Consider the following 19,223-nt stretch of genomic DNA (forward strand, 5'->3'; position numbering starts at 1 on the left):
ATGGAATTGAAACGGGCTGATTCAATCTAAAGTCAGTAACAGAACTCGTCAATCTTCATTATCTGCTTTTTCTGTGGCTATCTAATGGAGGATGCTGCTTGACCAAATAAACGTCACCTTTCCTGATGGGATCAAATGTTTTCCTATTCCTTACCCATATTCAACTTTACCTGTTCATCAAATGCGGCCAATATCCTTGAAGGCAGCTTGGCTTTTTCTATCCATGTCTCATTACCATAAACTCCACTTGCATCAAGGTCAAATGGTTCAAAACCAATCCGCCTAATGGCTTTTTTGCTACTGAATTCAAAGTTGAAATTTTCAGGATCTTTAAATCGGGGGTTCATGATCCTACTGTGTTGATCCTGCCCAAACTTTTGCCATTCTGAAAAGCTTTTTCCGTTAAAATCGTACTCCTCTCCTCCCGTATTCCAATACATATTGTTATCCATGGCAATGTCAATCTTTTCCCAGGCACCTTGTAACACCGCACCTTCATCGAAGACGATAATATTGTTCATGAAATCAAATGACCTGTGCTCTTCTACCCTTGTACACTGGGCTTGGTACATTTTGGCATAGGCGAAGATATTATTTCGAATGGTATTGTTTGCACCGTAATGCTGGTGAAAACCGCCGGTTTTGGTACTGTAAACCAGGTTATTTTCCATCACTATACCGGTGGAGCCTTCATCTGTATACAAGCCCCAGCCACCATAAGAGTAGGCATGCACATGATGGACAATATTGTTACTGATCACTGTTCCTTCTGATTTACCCAGGGTATAAACCGCTGCCATATCGCTAAGCAGGGTCCAACCTATGTGATGGATATGATTATTAACTATTTTATTCCTTTTGGCATTGCTTTCGGCATATCCCCAAACCCATCCAACAGAAATTCCTGTATAATAAAAATTACCGATATCATTATTGCTGATTTCATTGTCAGAACTATGGCCTACCCAGACTCCCACAGCTGTAGGATACTCCAAACCTCCGGTCTGTATGATATTATTGTGCAGTTTGATGTGAGAGGTATGATTCGCACCCTCATGCGCCTTGGTCTCTCCAAGGTAAATCCCCCCTCCTCCAAGATCATGTAAATAACTGCGCTCGACCGTACTGTAATGACAGCCTTTGCCATACCAAAGAGCATGCTGACCGGTTTTAGAAATTTCACAATTCACAAAGTCAACATGGTTGGCCCCTTCGATCATCACCGCCGCATTGATCATTGCAGCCGCCTGGCTGGGTTCAGACCCCGAAGGAGGAACCGCATAATGGCAATGCATAAAAGATAGGCCTTCAAAACGAACATGTTCAACCGATTCACCATTGGCAGCATCCCCTTTGACCAACACAAGGTTATCCAACACCGGAGCAATTACTTCCGCATCTTCGGGTTGCTCACCGGGAAGAGGGATATAATACAGGGTTCCTTTCGAATTTAAATACCACTCTCCTGCCTCATCCAATGCTGCTGCAAAATTTTCGAATACAATCCGCCCTCCTTCTTTAATTGGGTTCCAGGGTGGCATTCCTCCACCGGAAGTATATACCTGTGCACTGTCCTTGTCCAATTTATCAAGATACCGCATGGTGAAATTCCACTTGTGGTAGGCCCTGAGGCGAATATTATCCAAATCCTCGTCGGCGACACCTTTTAAATGGGAAAAGTTCTCTTCGTCAAAAGAAAACACATGCTGGGCTTTTTCTACCGCCCTTCCTGTACCTTTTATCCAATCATTTTGCTTCACTGCAGCTATGTGCATAAAACCTTCATTGGGTGTACGGGCCAAAGTTGCCCTTTTTCCATTGACGTACAACTGGTCAAATCGCCATTTGTAATACTGGCTTTCATGGAGTTCCAGTTCCCAAATGCCCAGTTCATTCACCTTAAATCCAGATAGTTTTTTGCCACCACTGAACACTGGTTTTTCATCCTGATAGGCTTTATACACCACGGGAGCTTCTTGAGAACCGCCATCCTCTGGATTCAACTCCAGAGGTGCTAACATCTGGTATGCACCTCCACGGATTAACACGGTAATCGGACCAGAATGCCCAGTATTCTTTTTGTGCTTCCTGATCATGTCACGAGCGCCTATAAGGCTGGCCAATGGTTGGTCAATCTTTCCTTCGTTCTTATCATCTCCATTTGGAGCCACATAGATAGTGAGCTCGTTTTTATTGACCTGGTTTGCTGATGCAAAGGCCATGGGCGTAAAATGCATGAGAAAAACCAATAATAATCCAATAGCACTACTAATTTTTATATGATTCATTGTCCTTTTTCTTTGGTAAGCCAATTTACAATTAAAGGGCAAATATTTCCATCTAGGGGGGATTTTCATTGGAATTCAGGAGGCATATGGGTGAGGAGTCGTGTCTACTAGGCTAACTTCGGTGGAGATTTTGTCAGCATTGTTGCAGAAAAAAAGCAACAATACCGCCAAAATCGATTGACGTTTATTTCACCAATCCAGTGGCTGACGCCACTGGCTATAAAAATATCACCCCTGCCGGGGTTTTCTGTTGGCATAAAGTATGGTGTGTGGTTTCTGCAAAGGACAATGCCGTTGTGATTTTGTCAGCATTGTTGCGGAAAAATGGCAACAATGCCGCCAAAATCGATTGACGTTTTATTCAGGTTTCCGTGGGTTGACACCACACGGTTATTATTGTTGAAGCCTTTCAGGCTTCTTCGGATATCGTGAAATTTTCCTTTACTTCAATTTTGGGAAGTTGAACTTCGACTAGGGGTAAATTTGCAATTACACCTTTATATCAATGGCTATAAACTTTAGAAAAATCATTTTAAAAGGCCATTTGCAATGGCCTAAAACAAATCATCTAAGAAAATCTTACTTATGTTAGCATTGGCAATACCCTATTAGTCAACGGGAAATTCGCATATAGCAAAGGTCAGATATGGCATCCAACTGCGACGAAGTAAATACTTTTAAGCTTAAATGAAGTTCTATCCATTTTTAACTTTGTTAGGTTTGATTTGCTATTAGTCTACGAAAGTCTATTTGATAATGGCTTTCAATTCTTTTATTTCTGGTTTTGATAACCGGCCCAAAGGTTTTACAAATCGTCCTTTATCAATTGTTCTAATTTGGTCAAGAACAATCCAACCAATTTTGTTGTCATGTTTTACCTCAATTCTGGTCGGATAGTTTTTGGAACTCGTTGTCATAGGCGCAATAACAAGGGTCCTGAGGTATTTATTCATTTCGTTGGGAGGGACAATAACACAAGGTCTGGTCTTTTATATTTCACTCCCAATGGTAGGATCCAGATTCACCAAGATGATCTGATATTGTTCTATTCCCATTCGTCAAGGTTGTCGTCTTCAAAGCCATCACTAATCAGAAGGCTGTCGTCTCCATTTTCATTCATTTCTTTAAATGCCTTTTCCCAGCCTTTTCTAGGAGTAGCTTTTTGCCTTAGAACAATTTGTTCTTTCTCAAGAATCAAGTCAATTGTGCCTTTAATGTTATACCGTGCTATAAGCGTTTTACTAAGTCTAATCCCCTTAAAATTCCCTATTTTAACCACTGATATTTCCATAATTCTAGCAGTTTATGTAATTATAAAGTAATCACATTGGGGTTGCTTTTCCAAATTCTAATTAAAAGCCTTGGGAAAGAAATTTTGTCTATTTAATTCATAAACAATATTGACTATCATACAATTACCATGTTATCGATTCTTATTTTTATCAAAGCAGCAATACTCCCTTTCCAATTACTACCAGCATAATATTTTGTATAGAATGGTTTAAAGTTTTACCGATAACTCCAACTTTCCACCCAATCCATTTTCAATAATTCTCTTGAGTGTGGATATTTTTACTTCCTTTAAATTATTCTCAATCTTAGAGATATAGGATTTGGTAGTACCGACTTTATCGGCTAATTCTTGCTGTGTCATTCCCCTATCAATCCTTGCTTGATGAAGCATTGCTCCAATTTTGAAAGACTTGTACCCCTCTTCAAAAGCATCCCTTTTTTCAGTCCCGGTTTTACCATAATGCACATCCTTAAACGTTTCAAGTGTCATTAAATCATTTTTTATTGCTTTCATAATCTGTCTTTATGCTAAGTGCCCTAATTATCTCGTTCTTTGGCGTTTTTTGAGTCTTTTTTTGAAATCCATTCATCAAGACAACAAGTTTACCTTCATCGAAAAAACAAAATATTCTGAAAATATCGTTCCCTTTTTGGACTCTTATTTCGTAAAGCCCATTCGTATTTTTGATAAATTTTAAATACGTTTCTGGTATTCTATCCAGCTCTTCAATCAATCCTAATGTCCAAATAATCTTATCCTTTACTTTCTGATTTTGCTTAATGAAAAAATCTTGAAAGTGGCTTTTGTAAAAGACTATTTGACGCTTCTTACTCACGCCTCAAATATAAAGAAAGTAGCCCTTTAGTGCAACATTATTCTCATGTCCCCAAAAAACCCATAATTACAGTTCTCCAAAAAGAAATAAAAATTTGAATCCCAAGAGAAGATTTTGTCAGCATTGTTGCAGAAAAAAAGGCAACAATACCGCCAAAATGAAAATGTGTATAATCTTCCTTACCAAGGGCTGACACCCTTGGCTGATATATTGCACCCCGTTGGGGCTTGGTGTAATCATAGGACTTGGTGTATGATTTTGGTAAGGAATGGACGTTGGGATTTTATTCAGGTTTCCGTGGGTTGACACCGCACGGTTATTATTATTGAAGCCTTTCAGGCTTCTTCGGATATCGTGAAATTTTCCTTTACATCAATTTTGGGAAGTTGAACTTCGACTAGGTGTAATTTGTAATTACGCCTTTATATCAATAGCCATCTGACAGATTGGTGTTGCAAAATTCAATCTTTTATCGGAATTCATCTGGTGTGATTTGTTGGGCGTATGAGCTTAGGGTTAAAAGAAGAGAAAAGGTTATTGCTACAATTCGTTTATTTTTCATGTGTGTAAATTGGTCATAACGTCGAATCGAAATGAATATGCGCCCCAGTTGCTAGATGCATTGCAAAACCTCTTTTTGGGTTACCTTTCAGAAGATTTGGTTTGCCTATGTTTTTTAGTGCCTGTTTCCTACAGTCAAACGATATTTGGTTCGTTGTTCATAAGTTCGACCTTAAAGTTGACCTTTGCCTTTAGCGCCTCAAATACTTTTAGAATGGTTTCAATGGTTACATTTTTGGCATTGTTCTCAAGTTTTGAAATTTGTGATTTTTTTACTCCAATTAATGCCCCAAGTTGTTCCTGAGTTAGGTGGCGTTCCTTTCGGGCAGTCTTGATCATTTCACCAATAAGATCTAGTTTAAGCTCAAATTCAAATTGGTCTCTGCGAGCTGTCCCCACCTTGCCAATTATTAAATCCTGTGCTTCGTCTAAACTATATGTTTTCATTTTTCTTTCTTTTTCCGGTTAAAATAATCAATTCTGATTTTTTCAGCTTTTTCAATTTCTTTAGGGCTTACTTTATCTGTCTTCTTTACGAATCCATGTGTGCCGCAAACCAGTGTCATTTCATTATTTTCTTTTTCCCAAAAGGCAAGAATCCGATATTGGAGTCCTGCATATTTGGTGCGTAATTCCCAAATGTTTTGATTTAGTTTTTTGAAAAGTTTCGGATCATTAAGAAGCTGTGCCTTTCGGATATTGTAAAATATCTTGTCCTGAACTTTATCATTTTGGCTTTTGATAAATCCGAATGCCTCTTCCAATTAATTTGATATCAAACTTTTTGTCCATCAAATCAGCATTAATTAATACCTACCAAAGATAGAAAAAGTTTCAATGAAAGGAAACTTTAATTCTCCAACATCTTGAAATAATGAATATTAACCCTAGAACTAGTCATGGCATCTCCCCTAGTTCAACTTTCTGCAACATATTTGGCTTCTCGATGAGGAGACCCTTTTTCTTTGCCATTTATAGAGAAGATTTTGTCAGCATTGTTGCAGAAAAAAGCAACAATACCGCCAAAATCAATTGACGTTTATTTAACCAATCCAGTGGCTGACGCCACTGGCTACAATCATTTCACCCCTGTCGGGGTTTCTGGTTGGCGTAAAGGTTAATGTGTGGTTTCGGAAAAGGAATGTACCGTTGTGATTTTGTCAGCATTGTTGCAAAAAAAAAAGCAACAATGCCGCCAAAATCAAAATATGTAAATCTTCCTTACCAAGGGCTGACACCCTGGCTGAGATATTACGCCCCGTTGGGGCTTGGTAAGATCAGCATTTTATGCGCATCTTTGGTAAGACATGGACGTTGGGATTTTGTCAGCATTGTTGCAGAAAAAAAATGGCAACAATACCGCCAAAATCGATTGACGTTTTATTCAGGTTTCCGTGGGTTGACACCACCCGGTTATTATTGTTGAAGCCTTTCAGGCTTCTTCGGATATCGTGAAATTTTCCTTTACTTCAATTTTGGGAAGTTGAACTTCGACTAGGGGTAAATTTGCAATTACAGCCTAACTGGAGGATGGGTATTCTTCGTCCTAACCAAAGAACCGATGTGGCAGTAGCTGAAAGCCCCATATTTTTATAGGTTTGTTAAGCGCTACGAATGGTATCCACCGAGAAAAAACGGAAGATTTTGAGATTATGACTATAGCCATCCCTACCCTGCAGGGTGAAGCTTTCAAGCCCGACAAAATGGAAAGGCCTTTTGTGTATCAAAAAAAGGGATCGTAAAGGTATTGGGCCTGGCCTGCAAGATGGAAAATGAATCCTTTATTGTTTCCATTCTTGTAATAGAAAATGTTCAATATTAAAATGTATTTAAAAACATTATATTGGGATAGTTAACTTTTCTATATTGGTACGACGGATCCCTTGAATTCAGTGAAATCTTAATTTTATCCAGTATCGAAACCGAGCCCAGTTCAAAAGGCTCAGATGGTAAATAAGCGTGGGATGGGTATCCATACTAAAATCAACACCTTTCAAGACCTATAAGAAAAGGCCAAAACCTTGGTATACTTATTATGCCAACCAAATAGATATAGAATAATGATAAAACTACCTGTAAAAATCATCCTACTAGGATTTCTATTTGTAGTGTCTTTCGGCGCAGTACATGGATCGGAAATTCCTAAAAAGAAAAAACAACCTAATATCGTCTTCTTCTTTGTAGGTGACATGGGATGGCAAGATACTTCGGTGCCATTTTATAAAGAAATTACTGCACTCAACCAAAGGTATCAAACTCCCAATATGGAGAGATTGGCCCGAGAGGGAATGAAATTCACACAAGCTTATGCCAGTGCAGTCTGTACTCCTTCCAGGATAAGTTTAATGACGGGAATAAATGCTGCCAGACATACGGTTACCAACTGGACCTTGAAAAAAGATGTATCACCTGATAATGATCACGAGGTGGTAAAGTCCCCCGATTGGAACCTAAACGGCCTGAGCCCTGTCCCTAATATTCCTCATACTTTCTTTCATTCAGAAAACTTGCCGCTGCTATTGAGTCAAAATGATTATAGGACCATTCATGTGGGGAAAGCACATTTTGGGGCCATAGGTACTCCAGGAGAGAATCCATTAAACTTGGGTTTTGACCTTAACATTGGTGGAAATGCGGCAGGTGGCCCTGGAAGCTATTTAGGCACCAATAATTTCAGCGCGGCTTGGAAAGGTGCGGGCAACCCTTTATTGGATTTACCCGGCCTGGAAGCTTATCATGGCGAAGCCATTTACCTAACTGAAGCACTGACTAGAGAAGGGCTAAAAGCAGTTTCAAAGGCAGTGAAGGACAACAAACCTTTTTACCTGTACCTATCACATTATGCCAATCACCCCCCTAGGGAAAAGGATGAACGCTATTACCAAAAATACATAGATCAGGGGCTAAACGAACTGGAAGCCACCTACGCATCAATGATTGAGGGCATTGACAAATCCTTGGGAGACATTTTGAATCACCTGGAAAAACTCGGTGTGAATGACAATACGATTGTTGTTTTTATGTCTGACAACGGCCCCCCAATGCAAGTACCTCAAAACCTACCCTTGAGAGGGCATAAATTAAGTCCATATGAAGGAGGTATCAGGGTACCCCTATTGGTCAAGTGGCCAGATGTGACCAATCCGGGAACAACTACAGATGATTGTATTATCATCGAGGATATCTTTCCAACCTTTTTAGAAATGGCAGGACTTAACAAGTTGGCAAATAAAAGTATAGATGGCCAAAGCTTTGTTCCTCTTTTAAAAGGGGTGAGTTCTAATTCTGTGGACAGACCACTACTTTGGCACTTCCCTAATACCTATTACACCCCACCCTATAGTGTCGTCAGAAAGGGAAACTGGAAGCTGATCTACTACCATGTGGATCAAAAATTTGAATTGTTCAATTTAAAGGATGATATCGGTGAATCCACCGAGCTAAGCAAGACCAATAAGATTAAAACCAAAGAAATGGCTGAATTGATGACAAAGTTATTGAAAGAGACCAAAGCACAAATGCCAACAATAAACGCTACCGGACAATTCGTACCCTATCCTGATCAGGTATCTAGTCTGCATTAAGGAGATTTTGTCAGCATTGTTGCAGAAAAAAATGGCAACAATACCGCCAAAATCAAGATGGGTTGATCATTTTATACCAAGGGCTGTCACCCTTGGCTGAGATATTGCGCCCCGTCAGGGCTTTGTGTAATCCTAAGACTTGGTGCGCGTCTTTGATTAAGAATTGGTCATTTATGGTTTCAGGGTTCAGTCAGTGAATTGCTGGTTTGGTAGACTTGAAATCTACGACAGCATGTTATTTTAGACATTTTCCGGCCTTCAAAGATTATGGTTTTTGGTGCAGGATGGAAGGCGTTAAGAAAATGAGTTAGCTCCAACAAGGAGATCCACTCATTTTTAGCCTGGAGTCCAGCTCCAAAAATCAAATGATGGTAATGTAAATGAAATATTTCCCATACACCTTGTCCATCATTTGAAATAAGATTTGACAGCCTTGACCTTTTTGGTTCGTTTTTGGGTCAAGCCAAAAATGAACAGTGGATATACAGAAAAATCACCCCATCTCCGTAAAATTTAGGTGTTAAGACCAATTCATTACCAAGAGAAAATAACGATCATGAGGAAGATGGATGGATCATTTTATTCCAAGGGCTGACACCCTTGGCTGATTTATTGCGCCCCTTTAGGGCTTGTGGTTGTCTTAGAATTTTATGTGCGTTTTTTGGTAAAATATAGACGTTGTGATTTTGTCAGCATTGTTGCGAATAAAAAGCAACAATACAGCCAAAATCGATTGGCATTTTATATCTATTCCAGTGGCTGACGCCACTGGCTATAATCATTTCACCCCTGCCTGGGTTTTCGGTTGTCATAGACTTAATGTTCATTTACAAAAACGAATAGGAAAGGTGTGTTTGTGACGTTAAATTACTCTTGCACGAGATGATATCCTTTGCTTTGACATCACACCTATAGGTCACGTGATATCGTAAAATTCATCATTAAACATCGTTTTTGAAAATTATCTAGATAACGCCTTAAATAAAGGGATAAAAACAATTAACTGGTGGGTGCATAATTCACATAATCTGATCCCGAAGCACCATAGACAAGCATTCGCAAGCTTTTTTTAAATCAAGAGGAAATTGGTTTGGCGGGAATTTTAGTTTTTAGGTTAGCAGGCTCCCTATTTTTAAAAAAAATGATCTTTTGATCGAACAAAGTTAAAGCGTTCATTGGATCGTTCACCCGAATAGTAGCAGTTCCAATTGGTCAGTTAGGAACTTTCTACCTAGCGATAACCGATGTGTATGTGTCAGACTTATTCTGTATGTAGTTTTGAGCTCCGGTTTTTCAAGTATTCCTTGATCTCCGCAAAACTTTTTCCTTTCAAATCCTTGGAAATCTTTTCCTTAATTTTACGAAAAGTCTGAACGGTATCAAACTCTGTTTTTTGATTTTCTTCCTTAGCTTTCATAATCGATAATTTCTTTGGGAGAACGTATTTCCAATGATGGATAATTCATTCGCAGATTTATTGAATTGTACCCTCTGATTCTATAAACGTTCACTATATGCTTAAAATTCCAACTAACTAGAATGTCTGCTCGATGGTACGTTGCGATCGCAATATGTATGCAATCATCTAAACTTGTTTCACCCACTACTTTTTCCTCTACGTACTTGGTTGCAAGCGACAGAATTTCATCATTTATTTCTACTTTTTCAAGACTTGGCTTAGGCAATTCCCTAAAGAAATTTTTTACCTTGCTGGGTGAATCAACAAGTTCCGCTTCGACTAGTTCCGAATAGACACAAGTAACCTTTCCAAGTTTTATTCGCTCAAAGAGTTGTAAAGTGATTTCGTCGAACTCTTTATCGAACGCTCCTCCAAAAACCGATGTATCCAAATAAAACCTCTGCTTCATAGATGTAATTTGATGCTTAAACTTACGCAAAATTAAATCCTGTTAAAACAATTTGATTTTAGATATTTTCTTTAAAGTATCACACAGAAAATGCTTTTACATTTTTTCACAAACCTCCTAAACTTATTGTTATATTATTGAACTTAAAAGTATTTGGTGGATTCTAGCCGATAAGATTTTGTCAGCATTGTTGCGAAAAAAAAGCAACAATACCGCCAAAATCAAGATGGGTTGATCATTTTATACCAAGGGCTGTCACCCTTGGCTGAGATATTGCGCCCCTTTAGGGCTTGGTGATGTCTAAGAACTTAATGTGCGTTTTTGATAAGAAATAGACGTTGAGATTTTGTCAGCATTGTTGCAGAAAAATGGCAACAATACCGCCAAAATCGATAAACGTTTTATTCAATAATCCGGTGGCTGAGGCCACCGGCTATAATCATGTCACCCCTACCGGGGTTTTTGGTTTGTCATAAAAGTTGATGCGTAGAAAAGGGCTATAACGTTGTGATTTTGTCAGCATTGTTGCAGAAAAAATGGCAACAATACCGCCAAAATCAAGATGGGTTGATCATTTTATACCAAGGGCTGTCACCCTTGGCTGAGATATTGCGCCCCTTTAGGGCTTGGTGATGTCTAAGAACTTAATGTGCGTTTTTGATAAGAAATAGACGTTGTGATTTTGTCAGCATTGTTGCGAATAAAAAGCAACAATACAGCCAAAATCGGCTACTTGATTAGTCTCTGATACCTTCCCATCCAGTAGGGTAAAAGCCAATAAACTGGTTCTTTTTCCTCTGAGGGATTGCCGGAAACCGCCAAATAGGGGTTATTGTCCCAGCGCATGGTGCGGTATTCACTGGGTGGTCTCAATTCATTTACTTGTACCTCTTCCAGAATGGGGGACCTCACCAAATGCAGGTCTTCTCTCTTACCATTGTCAATGTACCAATCTACCAAACTCAGCGGGGCATCTTGTAGGAAGAATATGGAAGCCTCCAGTTCATCGCTTCCCTCAGTCAATAGGTTGTAGGTAAAATTAAGCATGGGACTTTGCGTCTCTCTGAATTTAGCAAACCATTGGTCCAAATGTTTGCGGTACTCGGCCTTCAAGTCAGGATCTTCTTCAAGGTTGATAAGTGCGGGGTAAATGTAAAGGGCCATGTAAATGTCAAAATAGGTCTCCCATGCCGGGTTGGTGGTGTAAAGCTTTTTGGCGTTTTCCAGGTAACCATGTTCTGTGATCAACTTCATATAAGCTTCCTGGTAACTTGCTTTGCCGGTAATGGCATGGGCAAACTTGAGAAATGACAGTATCTCCAGTGAATTCAAGGGTTTCTCCGGTGACCATTCCGGGTCATCGTTCAAACTTTGGGGTGACCAGACACCCCATTTTGTGGGTTTCCCGTCCACTCCCACCAGGTAAAAATCATTCCGCAACAGATGATCCATGATTTGCTCCACATGTGCTGCCACTCGCTGTTTTTCGGCTTCATCGGCCACCAGAAAATAATACCAGTAATAGCCATAAAAATGACCGGCAAATTCATCGCTGCTGGTATCTCCCTTCCACAACCATTTGCCGTCTTCAGAAGGATGCCAGCGAACTTCTACAGCTTTATTCCTTGGATTGTTGACGATTGCTTCTGCCAATTCCCTGTCGGTATAGGTCCTGTTCATGTCGTGCATGGGCCTGTCCCAGTCTATCGGAACCACCGTCCGGGCAAAAAAGCCATCCTTACCGGTAACTTCACGCAAAAGGTGCAAAAAGTCAAAGGCCTTCTTGGCCCTTTCTTTGGCTTCCTCACTGCCGGTAACTGCAAAGCGAAAGGATTCCATGGCCAGGTACATGGCGGTATATTCTCCGTCATTGTCATCATCATCAGGCACTATGGTACTGGTATCACCAGGCACTTCCAGCTTAAACCTTGCGACAATTCCGGGTTCCCGAACATGTCTTGTAATCAACTGATCATAGAAATAATCTGCCTTTTCGGCCAAGGTCATTTCCTTTCTTCCAATAAGGCTCACACCATCTGAAGTCGCTACCCAGGCATTTCCATGTGCATCAAAATCAATGTCTCTAACCTCATCTGCCCTTAGCCAACGCTTGCTTAAGCGGACGGAATAGTCATCTTTTCCCGGCTGAAACCTGGTAATCCCATAATCAGTTCCTACCCACATTTTACCATCAGGGGCTTTCTTCACCACATTTACATTTACATTGGTAATGCCATTGGCTGGTTCTTTTTTACCGATTACCTTGTCACCTTTTCTGATGGTTACTCCTCCAAGTCCACCAACCCAAAGGTTCCCCTCCTCATCAAAATCTAGCCCTTTTACATAAACGCTGATCAGGTCTTCGTTTTCCTGATACAGGATTGTTTCCTTTTGGGCACTTTGGTAAAGCCCAATATCCGTCCCAAGCCATACACCGCCATCCTTATCAGTAAGAGCGGCACGTATACTTCTGGCTTTGGTAATGTCCCTGGCCACCCACTGATTGCCTTTGTAAAGCCAAATGCCGTATGGCCCAAAAGCATAAACACCCTCGGGACTGCTGAGGACCTTGGCTATAGGAGGTTTTAGACCCGGTACTTTTTCCAGGGAATTGTTTTCCCAGGCATAAACGCCATCCCATGAAGCCAGCCAGACCCGCCCTGAGGCTTCCGAGTCAAGGTCATAAACTGGCCCAATATTGTCTTCCGGAAGCATTTGTTCCCATTCTGTTCCTGTCGCTTGCTTTCTATACGCCCCACGTCCCGTAGCGATCCAAACATTCTGGTTGGCAGCCACATGAATGGCCCTCACATCATTGGCTGCGACTATTGCTTCACGGACAACAAAACCCTCATGGTACTCTTGTAAAAAAGGGATGTCCGTATGGCTGCTCAACTGCTCCTTGCTGAGATCCACGGATTCGGTGGTTTTACTACATGCAATGGCCATAAAGGCTATTGCCAGTGCAGAGATATAAATTTCTATCGCAGGCTTCATTTCCAGGTAATTTAATTTAACCCGGACTATGCAATAGGTAGTCTATTACCTAATCCTGGTTTGTTATTGTATTGATCCAATTTCGGTAGAAGGATTTCTTCATTTAAAACCAAAATCAGTTCATAGTATAGCCATTGCAGGATGGGATTACTGCAAAGTCAGCTAATTTGGGGCTTTATATGTGATTTATCTGCGTTCCTTTAGGAGCTAGCAAAACCTCTTGCTATGGTCGGGATCAGGAATTAAAGCGCTCCATGATTTTTTTCCAGTCGGTGAAGATGATGCCTTCTTCTTCGAAGAACTGCTTCAAGTCCGGATCAGCAAACATTTCCGCTTCCCAAATCCTTTGTTGCCAGGAGCCGGTGATGGTTTTCAACTGTTCGGTATCTGCGGAAGGGTGGAAAATAATTTCTGTTAATCCCGGTTTCAATGACCTGATCAAATTTTTAAAGGCTTCCTTTTTTTCTTCATAGGTATCTGCCTTGGGAGCACTGGTAAAAAAGTCCAGTTTAGGCAAGGTGTAGGTAGCCATAAAATCAACCACCTCATCGGTAATGGGATAACCTCCTTGTCTAAAAATCTCCACCACTTCAGGATTTGAAAGGTCTATGGCATTGGCTGGAATGCCATATTCCATGGCCATTTTTAGGTAAACAATGGCATATTTAGGATCTCCATACAAGGTTCCCATATGGGTATCTATATGGTCGGGACGGTAACCCAAGGCAAGTGATTTTTCAATCTGCGCCCTTACTTCAGTGGCCACTTCCTCCGCAGAGGCATGGGCAACCACTTCTTCTACAGAGCGCCATAACATCCCTTCCTCGTCAATAAGTCCAGGTACTTCGGCTGCGGGCGCCACAGAAGGCCAACGCCAGGTTTTCCATTCACTGGTTAAGGCCAGGTGCAAGCCAAGGTCTATTTCCGGATGCTCAATGGCCCAGGCAATGATTTCTTCAAAATTAGGGCAAGGGGGCATGGCCGCGGCAGACTGTATATCACCGGCCATCAGCATTTCTATGGCAGCAGTATTGGCTTCAGGGCTCATGCCAATGTCATCGGCATGCAGCATAATTACTTTCTTCCCTTCAGGATAACCCAGTCTTTCGGCCCAATTGGCTGGGGTTTTGGTTTCGGTTTCTTGTACTTCAGCAGAAGTACTTTTTTGCCCACAGGAACTTATGATTAATAGCGATGCCAGAAAAAGGCTATAAAATATCTTGATTTGCATGACTTTTTCTTTTACTACTCAAAAAGAGGTGTTTATGACTAGTTGGGGGAGCTGGAATTTGGGGGATTATTGGAGATAGGCGTAATTATAAAAACTTTTTAGTAGATCAGCCATTAGCATTCCCATGAAATCTATCCTGCATTATAACTCAACCCACTTAAACTACTAGTCCGCATAGTAAATGACGCTATTTTCTAATTTAACAAGTCAGTTCCTTGTTCTACCATGAATTTAACTCCTTGTTTTATTGCTTGCTTTCTAGTTTCAGATACAAATTCTTTTAGGAATTTGGTTCCTTGTTTTGTCAATTTTGCCCAAATCTTTGATAGACTTCTAATAATCCATGCTTTAGGCTTAGAAGTTAAATTTTCCCTCAAATTAATGACATCCTTTTTAATCTCCTGTATTTCAACTATGTTATTATCTGTCGCAAAATTTTCAATAGAGTTCTCCACATCCTCCAAATACTTATCAAGTAGAACTATCTGCGTTGGTTTAAGAGGTTTAATATCTGCATCCTCTTCTATTATCTCAAACTCTGAATAATAATCATCTTCAAAAGATTTTAAAATTGGGTCATCATAAAAAGAATTTATTTCTCCATAATCTTTCAGTAAATTAACCCAAGAATAGAAAACAGAGTCTAATTTATTAATTTCAATCCAAGTCCTACTATTATTTGTTGTTGATTTGTTACGCGGTTTTAGGTCAATTAATAATTTTAGTTCTTTTTCAATTTTAAATTCTTCTACATTAAAATAAAAATCTGATTCTAAGTCATTATCAATGATTTTTAACAGAAAATTTTTAGAAGGCAAAATATTAAATTGATCCCCTTCAAGATTAACATATTTCTCTAAGGTCTCTAAAACGACAAAAGGTATTTTTTTCTTCATATTGCTTTTTCCTAAAATACGACAACAATTTAATATAGGCAATCGCCACCTGATGACTACAATTGGTTATAGATTTTGCTAGCCTCTTTCTATTCTATTTTCGCCATTGGAATAGCACAAATTTGTTTCGTTATATGACTTACAATTAAATAGAAAAACTGACTTGGAACGGATGTTATAGCTTCATTGATAATCGATTGGTACTTCCCTTTAAGTACAGTTTCGTTTAGAGTAGGCCTATATCTAGCCACTGTACCTAAATAATAAGCAAATGCAAGCACAGAAGACAATCTATGCAGTCTATTTGATTCCAAATCTATATAAAACCTGTAACCACTCCGCGTTAGCATAGGAACTATATTTAATTCATTCAAGTCATTAATTAACTTGGGATAGCACATTTTCCAACTTTTCTCGGAGTTCCTTGTATATCCAACATGTAATATAGATTTAAAATAGTTTCTATATGGATCATTTTCAATTTCAATTGAAGTTATCTTTTCCTTAAACACACCTTTTTTAAATTTTTCTACGTTCATTTGTTTGCAGAATTTCTTTTCAAAACTGATTGTATAAAAAAGTTTTTTTCGCGCCCTATTTGTTCGTATTTTAATCTCAACTGGTAAAAATTTTCTTTTACTTTTTGGGAATAAGTTTAATGCATAACCAATTTCATGAACTTCAGGTAAGTTTCTTAATAAATCAATGAAATCTATATTAATTCCATCTTCATTTTTCACTTCTCGACCTATTACTTTGGAAAATTCATGAAAAATAGAAATTCCTCCTCCGTTAGGGTTTGCTAATTTCAATTGCAGCTTTGAATCAGAAGGAAGAGACAAACCATGATGTTCCATCCTAGTTTCTAAATCATACCCTCTCAAAATTAAAAATACCTTTATGAGGTTTATAAAAGAGTAATATAACAATGTGCCTTTAGAAGGCATTTTAGCAAGTTTTGATGAGCTATAAAAGTCTTTTGATAATTGTGTGAAATATTGGGCTTTTTTTAAATTATCTCTACTTCTACCAGAGTCTCTTTGTATTGCAGTCAATTTGTTGTCAATCCACGCCTCTAAATAACTTAAAGGTTCAGAAGTTAAAATGAAAGGTGCCCCTGCTTCATTTTCAAATGGGAAGTATTTTACAGATTTATATTCCCTTAAGACTTGTTCTCCTAAATCTTCTAACCTCATCGTATTATTTTTAATTGATTAGAACATACTGATAAAATGTAACCCACACTTCATTCGTATCTCACCTACAAAACTAATTAAGTATTTCCAACTTTAAAAGAATACAAGATAAAATATTAGCCTTTTATTTTGCAATTATCAATATTTACCAAATTTACTACCTTATATTAGGTAGTAAACAGCCTTAAAGTATAGAAAGATTTCATATACTATCTATTTCAACTGCAAACACTTTCGTAAACCAAAAACGAACTCTACAGTTCCATAATTAATCCTTAAGTATATTTTATATAATAAAATTTGTATTTTAAAACATTAAAAAGTATTTTCATTGTATTCATTTATGTATAATTTAAAAACTTATATGTCATGAGCACAATGAACTGAACAAGCCGGAAGAAGACCTAAAGGAAAAGAAACCTGGAATATACAATAGACCTTCTATTACGTGAAGAAATCACTTAAAGATCAGTCTCTTCTTAAGAAACAGGAGGTGAAATTTTAAAAGTTGCTTAAATCACCCAATAGTTATTGAAGGGTGCGGTTGAAATCTTTCAGACTGCACCCTATTTTTTTTACTCAAAAATTGCGGAAAATGTACCAATTGACATAAAAACCCAAGTCGTTACCCATTTTGAATCAGTATTTTCATTCATTGTCCCGTATCAGCCATTTATCCATGTCTGTTTATAGTCAAAATGATCATGTCGAGGTGGAAAATAAAATGTTTAACCTTCAAGGATCCATAAAAAGTATTCAAGCTTGTAAGTTTTCGGTGCCCCGAAACAGTTCCCTGTCAGTAATTTGGTGTAAATAAGGCCACAGGGGGAGTTTTGAAGTGCCCCTGTGGTGTTTGGGAGTATCTGTTTGGGGATATTAAGTCGGGCCTAATTTCTTATCTATAGTGGGTCTTAATGAAACCTTGTGGTTTTTATTTTCGGATGGTTTTTTTAGTGAGTTGGGATTGGTTGATGGGGATTTAGGCAAATATGGGAGACTTTAGTGTTTTGGCTATAAATAAATAGATAAAGCCCTCTCGCGATAAATCAACCGAGAAGATTTTGTCAGCATTGTTGCGAAAAAAAAGCAACAATACCGCCAAAATCAATGGGTGTATATTTCACTAATCCTGTGGCTGAAGCCACCGGCTATAATCATTTCACCCCTATCGGGGTTTCGGATTTCGTAAAGGTTATTTATTACCTTAAATAGAGAATGGGTACGTCCTGATTTTGTCAGCATTGTTGTGAAAAAAAGCAACAATACCCCTAAAATCAATTGACGTTTTATTCACTCAACCAGTAGCTGAGGCCATCGGATTCAAAAATATCAGCCCTAGTGGGGTTTTGTCTTTTTTTAAAAAGTTGAATATCCGTCTTTGAGAATTAAATAGCGGGACACTTAGGCTAACAGTTCATGCAAGATATCTGTGACCGTAAAAGGGTTACTTTAAAGGCACCTAAATCTCGGTAAGATAGCAACTAATTGAATATTGCCCATTATTACCAAGGCCAACTCTTTTCAGTGCTATTACCTGATTTGGTAGTCTTTAATTAATAGGCTTGCAGAAAGATTCAAGCGTGTTTCCAGCTTGCGAATCATTTCAACCGTCAGTTTCCTCCGTTTATTAAGAATTTCTGAAACTCGGTTTTTTCCCCCGAATTCATTTACCAGATCAACCTGCTTGAGTTGCATTTCTTCCATTCTAATTTTAATCGCTTCAATTGGGTCTGGTGCTTCAATCGGATAATATTTATTTTCATATTCATCTATCATTAGGCCTAATATATCTGCTTCATCACTTTCAGGAGTCCCAACCTGGGCATCAAAAATCTCCTCAAGTCGATTTAACGCCATGTGGTAATCAACTTCTGTTTTTATTGGTTTAATATCCATGTCATTTTTTTTAAATCGTGTCAGCATCAATATTATCGTATTCAGAATGAGTACCTATAAAACGAATAAATGCCCATTGCTTTTCAAAATTGAATTTCACAATAAGCCTGTAAGAATTACCTTTAATATTGAAGTCTATTCGGCCATTTTTTAAAATACTGGCATTTGCATAAGTCTGTTTTACATCATTGGGCGATTTCCAGTTAGCATTCATTGCAGTATCATACCAAGTCTTTAAATATTGTTCTGAGGCAGCATGCTTTTCCCAATATATTCTCAACGTACTTTTTGCAAATATTCTCTTCATATTATAGCATTCTATGACAAAAATAATATGAAATTCCCAATTCGGGAACTTTTTAACTGCTTTTTTTAGTAGGGTTGGCAGTTGGCAGTATATAAATATAATCGAGAAGATTTTGTCAGTATTGTTGCAAAAAAGAGCAACAATACCGCCAAAATCAAGATGTGTATAATCTTCCCTACCAAGGGCTGACACCCTTGGCTGATATATTACGCTCCGTTGGAGCTTGGGGTAGGTATTTGGACTTAATGTGCGTTTTTGGTAAGGCGTGGA

General features: G+C 38.7%; 17 protein-coding genes and 1 pseudogene. 3 read left to right on the forward strand and 15 right to left on the reverse strand.

Annotated elements, in window-relative coordinates:
- Positions 1–143: 143 nt before the first annotated feature.
- Positions 144–2,288 carry a right-handed parallel beta-helix repeat-containing protein gene (locus ADICYQ_RS13325; protein WP_020888975.1) on the reverse strand — a complete coding sequence of 715 codons (2,145 nt, stop codon included), beginning with the start codon at positions 2,286–2,288 and terminating at the stop codon, positions 144–146.
- A gap of 200 nt (positions 2,289–2,488) precedes the next feature.
- Between ADICYQ_RS13325 and ADICYQ_RS27415 the strand changes: the two genes are divergently transcribed.
- Complete coding sequence (locus ADICYQ_RS27415; protein WP_020888976.1) at positions 2,489–2,641, forward strand: hypothetical protein; 153 nt, start codon at positions 2,489–2,491, stop codon at positions 2,639–2,641.
- Positions 2,642–3,034: 393 nt separating this feature from the next.
- Here the strand turns inward: ADICYQ_RS27415 and ADICYQ_RS13330 are convergent.
- The 6 genes and pseudogenes from ADICYQ_RS13330 to ADICYQ_RS13360 form a co-directional block, all read right to left on the reverse strand.
- A pseudogene (locus ADICYQ_RS13330) lies at positions 3,035–3,265 on the reverse strand (type II toxin-antitoxin system PemK/MazF family toxin); the annotation flags it as partial.
- A gap of 68 nt (positions 3,266–3,333) precedes the next feature.
- Positions 3,334–3,579, reverse strand: coding sequence for an AbrB/MazE/SpoVT family DNA-binding domain-containing protein (locus tag ADICYQ_RS13335; RefSeq protein WP_020888978.1), 246 nt, complete (start codon positions 3,577–3,579; stop codon positions 3,334–3,336).
- Positions 3,580–3,789: 210 nt separating this feature from the next.
- Positions 3,790–4,095, reverse strand: a complete 306-nt coding sequence (locus tag ADICYQ_RS13340) for a helix-turn-helix domain-containing protein (protein ID WP_020888979.1) — start codon at positions 4,093–4,095, stop codon at positions 3,790–3,792.
- Positions 4,076–4,417 carry a type II toxin-antitoxin system RelE/ParE family toxin gene (locus ADICYQ_RS13345; protein ID WP_040416161.1) on the reverse strand — a complete coding sequence of 114 codons (342 nt, stop codon included), beginning with the start codon at positions 4,415–4,417 and terminating at the stop codon, positions 4,076–4,078. Before ADICYQ_RS13345 ends, ADICYQ_RS13340 begins: the two co-directional genes overlap by 20 nt.
- 696 nt (positions 4,418–5,113) lie before the next feature.
- Positions 5,114–5,425: a helix-turn-helix domain-containing protein gene (locus ADICYQ_RS13355; RefSeq protein WP_020888982.1), complete on the reverse strand. Its 312-nt coding sequence runs from the start codon at positions 5,423–5,425 to the stop codon at positions 5,114–5,116.
- Positions 5,422–5,742 (reverse strand): type II toxin-antitoxin system RelE/ParE family toxin, encoded by a 321-nt coding sequence (locus tag ADICYQ_RS13360; RefSeq protein WP_020888983.1) that lies wholly within the window; start codon positions 5,740–5,742, stop codon positions 5,422–5,424. Before ADICYQ_RS13360 ends, ADICYQ_RS13355 begins: the two co-directional genes overlap by 4 nt.
- A gap of 356 nt (positions 5,743–6,098) precedes the next feature.
- Here ADICYQ_RS13360 and ADICYQ_RS13365 point away from each other — a divergent pair, with 356 nt between their 5' ends.
- Positions 6,099–6,404 (forward strand): hypothetical protein, encoded by a 306-nt coding sequence (locus tag ADICYQ_RS13365; RefSeq protein WP_040416167.1) that lies wholly within the window; start codon positions 6,099–6,101, stop codon positions 6,402–6,404.
- A gap of 634 nt (positions 6,405–7,038) precedes the next feature.
- The gene (locus ADICYQ_RS13370; RefSeq protein ID WP_020888986.1) at positions 7,039–8,562 is read left to right on the forward strand and encodes a sulfatase; all 1,524 of its coding nucleotides are present in this window, start codon (positions 7,039–7,041) and stop codon (positions 8,560–8,562) included.
- 1,261 nt (positions 8,563–9,823) lie between these two features.
- Here ADICYQ_RS13370 and ADICYQ_RS27730 read toward each other — a convergent pair.
- From ADICYQ_RS27730 to ADICYQ_RS30805, 8 genes are all read right to left on the reverse strand, one after another.
- Positions 9,824–9,979 (reverse strand): hypothetical protein, encoded by a 156-nt coding sequence (locus tag ADICYQ_RS27730; RefSeq protein ID WP_020888988.1) that lies wholly within the window; start codon positions 9,977–9,979, stop codon positions 9,824–9,826.
- Entirely contained in the window at positions 9,969–10,430 is a 462-nt protein-coding gene (locus ADICYQ_RS13375) for a type II toxin-antitoxin system VapC family toxin (RefSeq protein ID WP_020888989.1), read from the reverse strand. The genes ADICYQ_RS27730 and ADICYQ_RS13375 overlap by 11 nt, the downstream gene beginning before the upstream one ends.
- Positions 10,431–11,159: 729 nt before the next feature.
- Positions 11,160–13,427, reverse strand: a complete 2,268-nt coding sequence (locus tag ADICYQ_RS13380) for a ligand-binding sensor domain-containing protein (RefSeq protein WP_020888991.1) — start codon at positions 13,425–13,427, stop codon at positions 11,160–11,162.
- A 235-nt stretch (positions 13,428–13,662) separates the two neighbouring features.
- A complete protein-coding gene (locus tag ADICYQ_RS13385; RefSeq protein WP_020888992.1) occupies positions 13,663–14,658 on the reverse strand; it encodes a polysaccharide deacetylase family protein in 996 nt (331 codons plus the stop codon).
- Positions 14,659–14,852: 194 nt separating this feature from the next.
- Positions 14,853–15,554, reverse strand: coding sequence for a hypothetical protein (locus tag ADICYQ_RS13390; RefSeq protein ID WP_020888993.1), 702 nt, complete (start codon positions 15,552–15,554; stop codon positions 14,853–14,855).
- A gap of 89 nt (positions 15,555–15,643) precedes the next feature.
- Positions 15,644–16,750: a YaaC family protein gene (locus ADICYQ_RS26060; protein ID WP_020888994.1), complete on the reverse strand. Its 1,107-nt coding sequence runs from the start codon at positions 16,748–16,750 to the stop codon at positions 15,644–15,646.
- 1,530 nt (positions 16,751–18,280) lie between these two features.
- Entirely contained in the window at positions 18,281–18,646 is a 366-nt protein-coding gene (locus ADICYQ_RS13400) for a helix-turn-helix domain-containing protein (protein WP_020888997.1), read from the reverse strand.
- A 10-nt stretch (positions 18,647–18,656) separates the two neighbouring features.
- The coding region (locus ADICYQ_RS30805) for a type II toxin-antitoxin system HigB family toxin (RefSeq protein ID WP_316929304.1) at positions 18,657–19,223 on the reverse strand (567 nt) is incomplete at its 5' end.

This window comes from Cyclobacterium qasimii M12-11B, from assembly GCF_000427295.1.
In the GTDB taxonomy this organism is placed as follows: domain Bacteria; phylum Bacteroidota; class Bacteroidia; order Cytophagales; family Cyclobacteriaceae; genus Cyclobacterium; species Cyclobacterium qasimii.

Excerpts from the sequence above, each read along its gene's own strand:
- ADICYQ_RS13325 (WP_020888975.1), bottom strand. The coding sequence starts at position 2,288 with ATGAATCATATAAAAATTAGTAGTGCTATTGGATTATTATTGGTTTTT.
- ADICYQ_RS13335 (WP_020888978.1), bottom strand. The coding sequence starts at position 3,579 with ATGGAAATATCAGTGGTTAAAATAGGGAATTTTAAGGGGATTAGACTT.
- ADICYQ_RS13340 (WP_020888979.1), bottom strand. The coding sequence starts at position 4,095 with ATGAAAGCAATAAAAAATGATTTAATGACACTTGAAACGTTTAAGGAT.
- ADICYQ_RS13355 (WP_020888982.1), bottom strand. The coding sequence starts at position 5,425 with ATGAAAACATATAGTTTAGACGAAGCACAGGATTTAATAATTGGCAAG.
- ADICYQ_RS13365 (WP_040416167.1), top strand. The coding sequence starts at position 6,099 with ATGTGTGGTTTCGGAAAAGGAATGTACCGTTGTGATTTTGTCAGCATT.
- ADICYQ_RS13370 (WP_020888986.1), top strand. The coding sequence starts at position 7,039 with ATGATAAAACTACCTGTAAAAATCATCCTACTAGGATTTCTATTTGTA.
- ADICYQ_RS27730 (WP_020888988.1), bottom strand. The coding sequence starts at position 9,979 with ATGAAAGCTAAGGAAGAAAATCAAAAAACAGAGTTTGATACCGTTCAG.
- ADICYQ_RS13375 (WP_020888989.1), bottom strand. The coding sequence starts at position 10,430 with ATGAAGCAGAGGTTTTATTTGGATACATCGGTTTTTGGAGGAGCGTTC.
- ADICYQ_RS13380 (WP_020888991.1), bottom strand. The coding sequence starts at position 13,427 with ATGAAGCCTGCGATAGAAATTTATATCTCTGCACTGGCAATAGCCTTT.
- ADICYQ_RS13385 (WP_020888992.1), bottom strand. The coding sequence starts at position 14,658 with ATGCAAATCAAGATATTTTATAGCCTTTTTCTGGCATCGCTATTAATC.
- ADICYQ_RS13390 (WP_020888993.1), bottom strand. The coding sequence starts at position 15,554 with ATGAAGAAAAAAATACCTTTTGTCGTTTTAGAGACCTTAGAGAAATAT.
- ADICYQ_RS26060 (WP_020888994.1), bottom strand. The coding sequence starts at position 16,750 with ATGAGGTTAGAAGATTTAGGAGAACAAGTCTTAAGGGAATATAAATCT.
- ADICYQ_RS13400 (WP_020888997.1), bottom strand. The coding sequence starts at position 18,646 with ATGGATATTAAACCAATAAAAACAGAAGTTGATTACCACATGGCGTTA.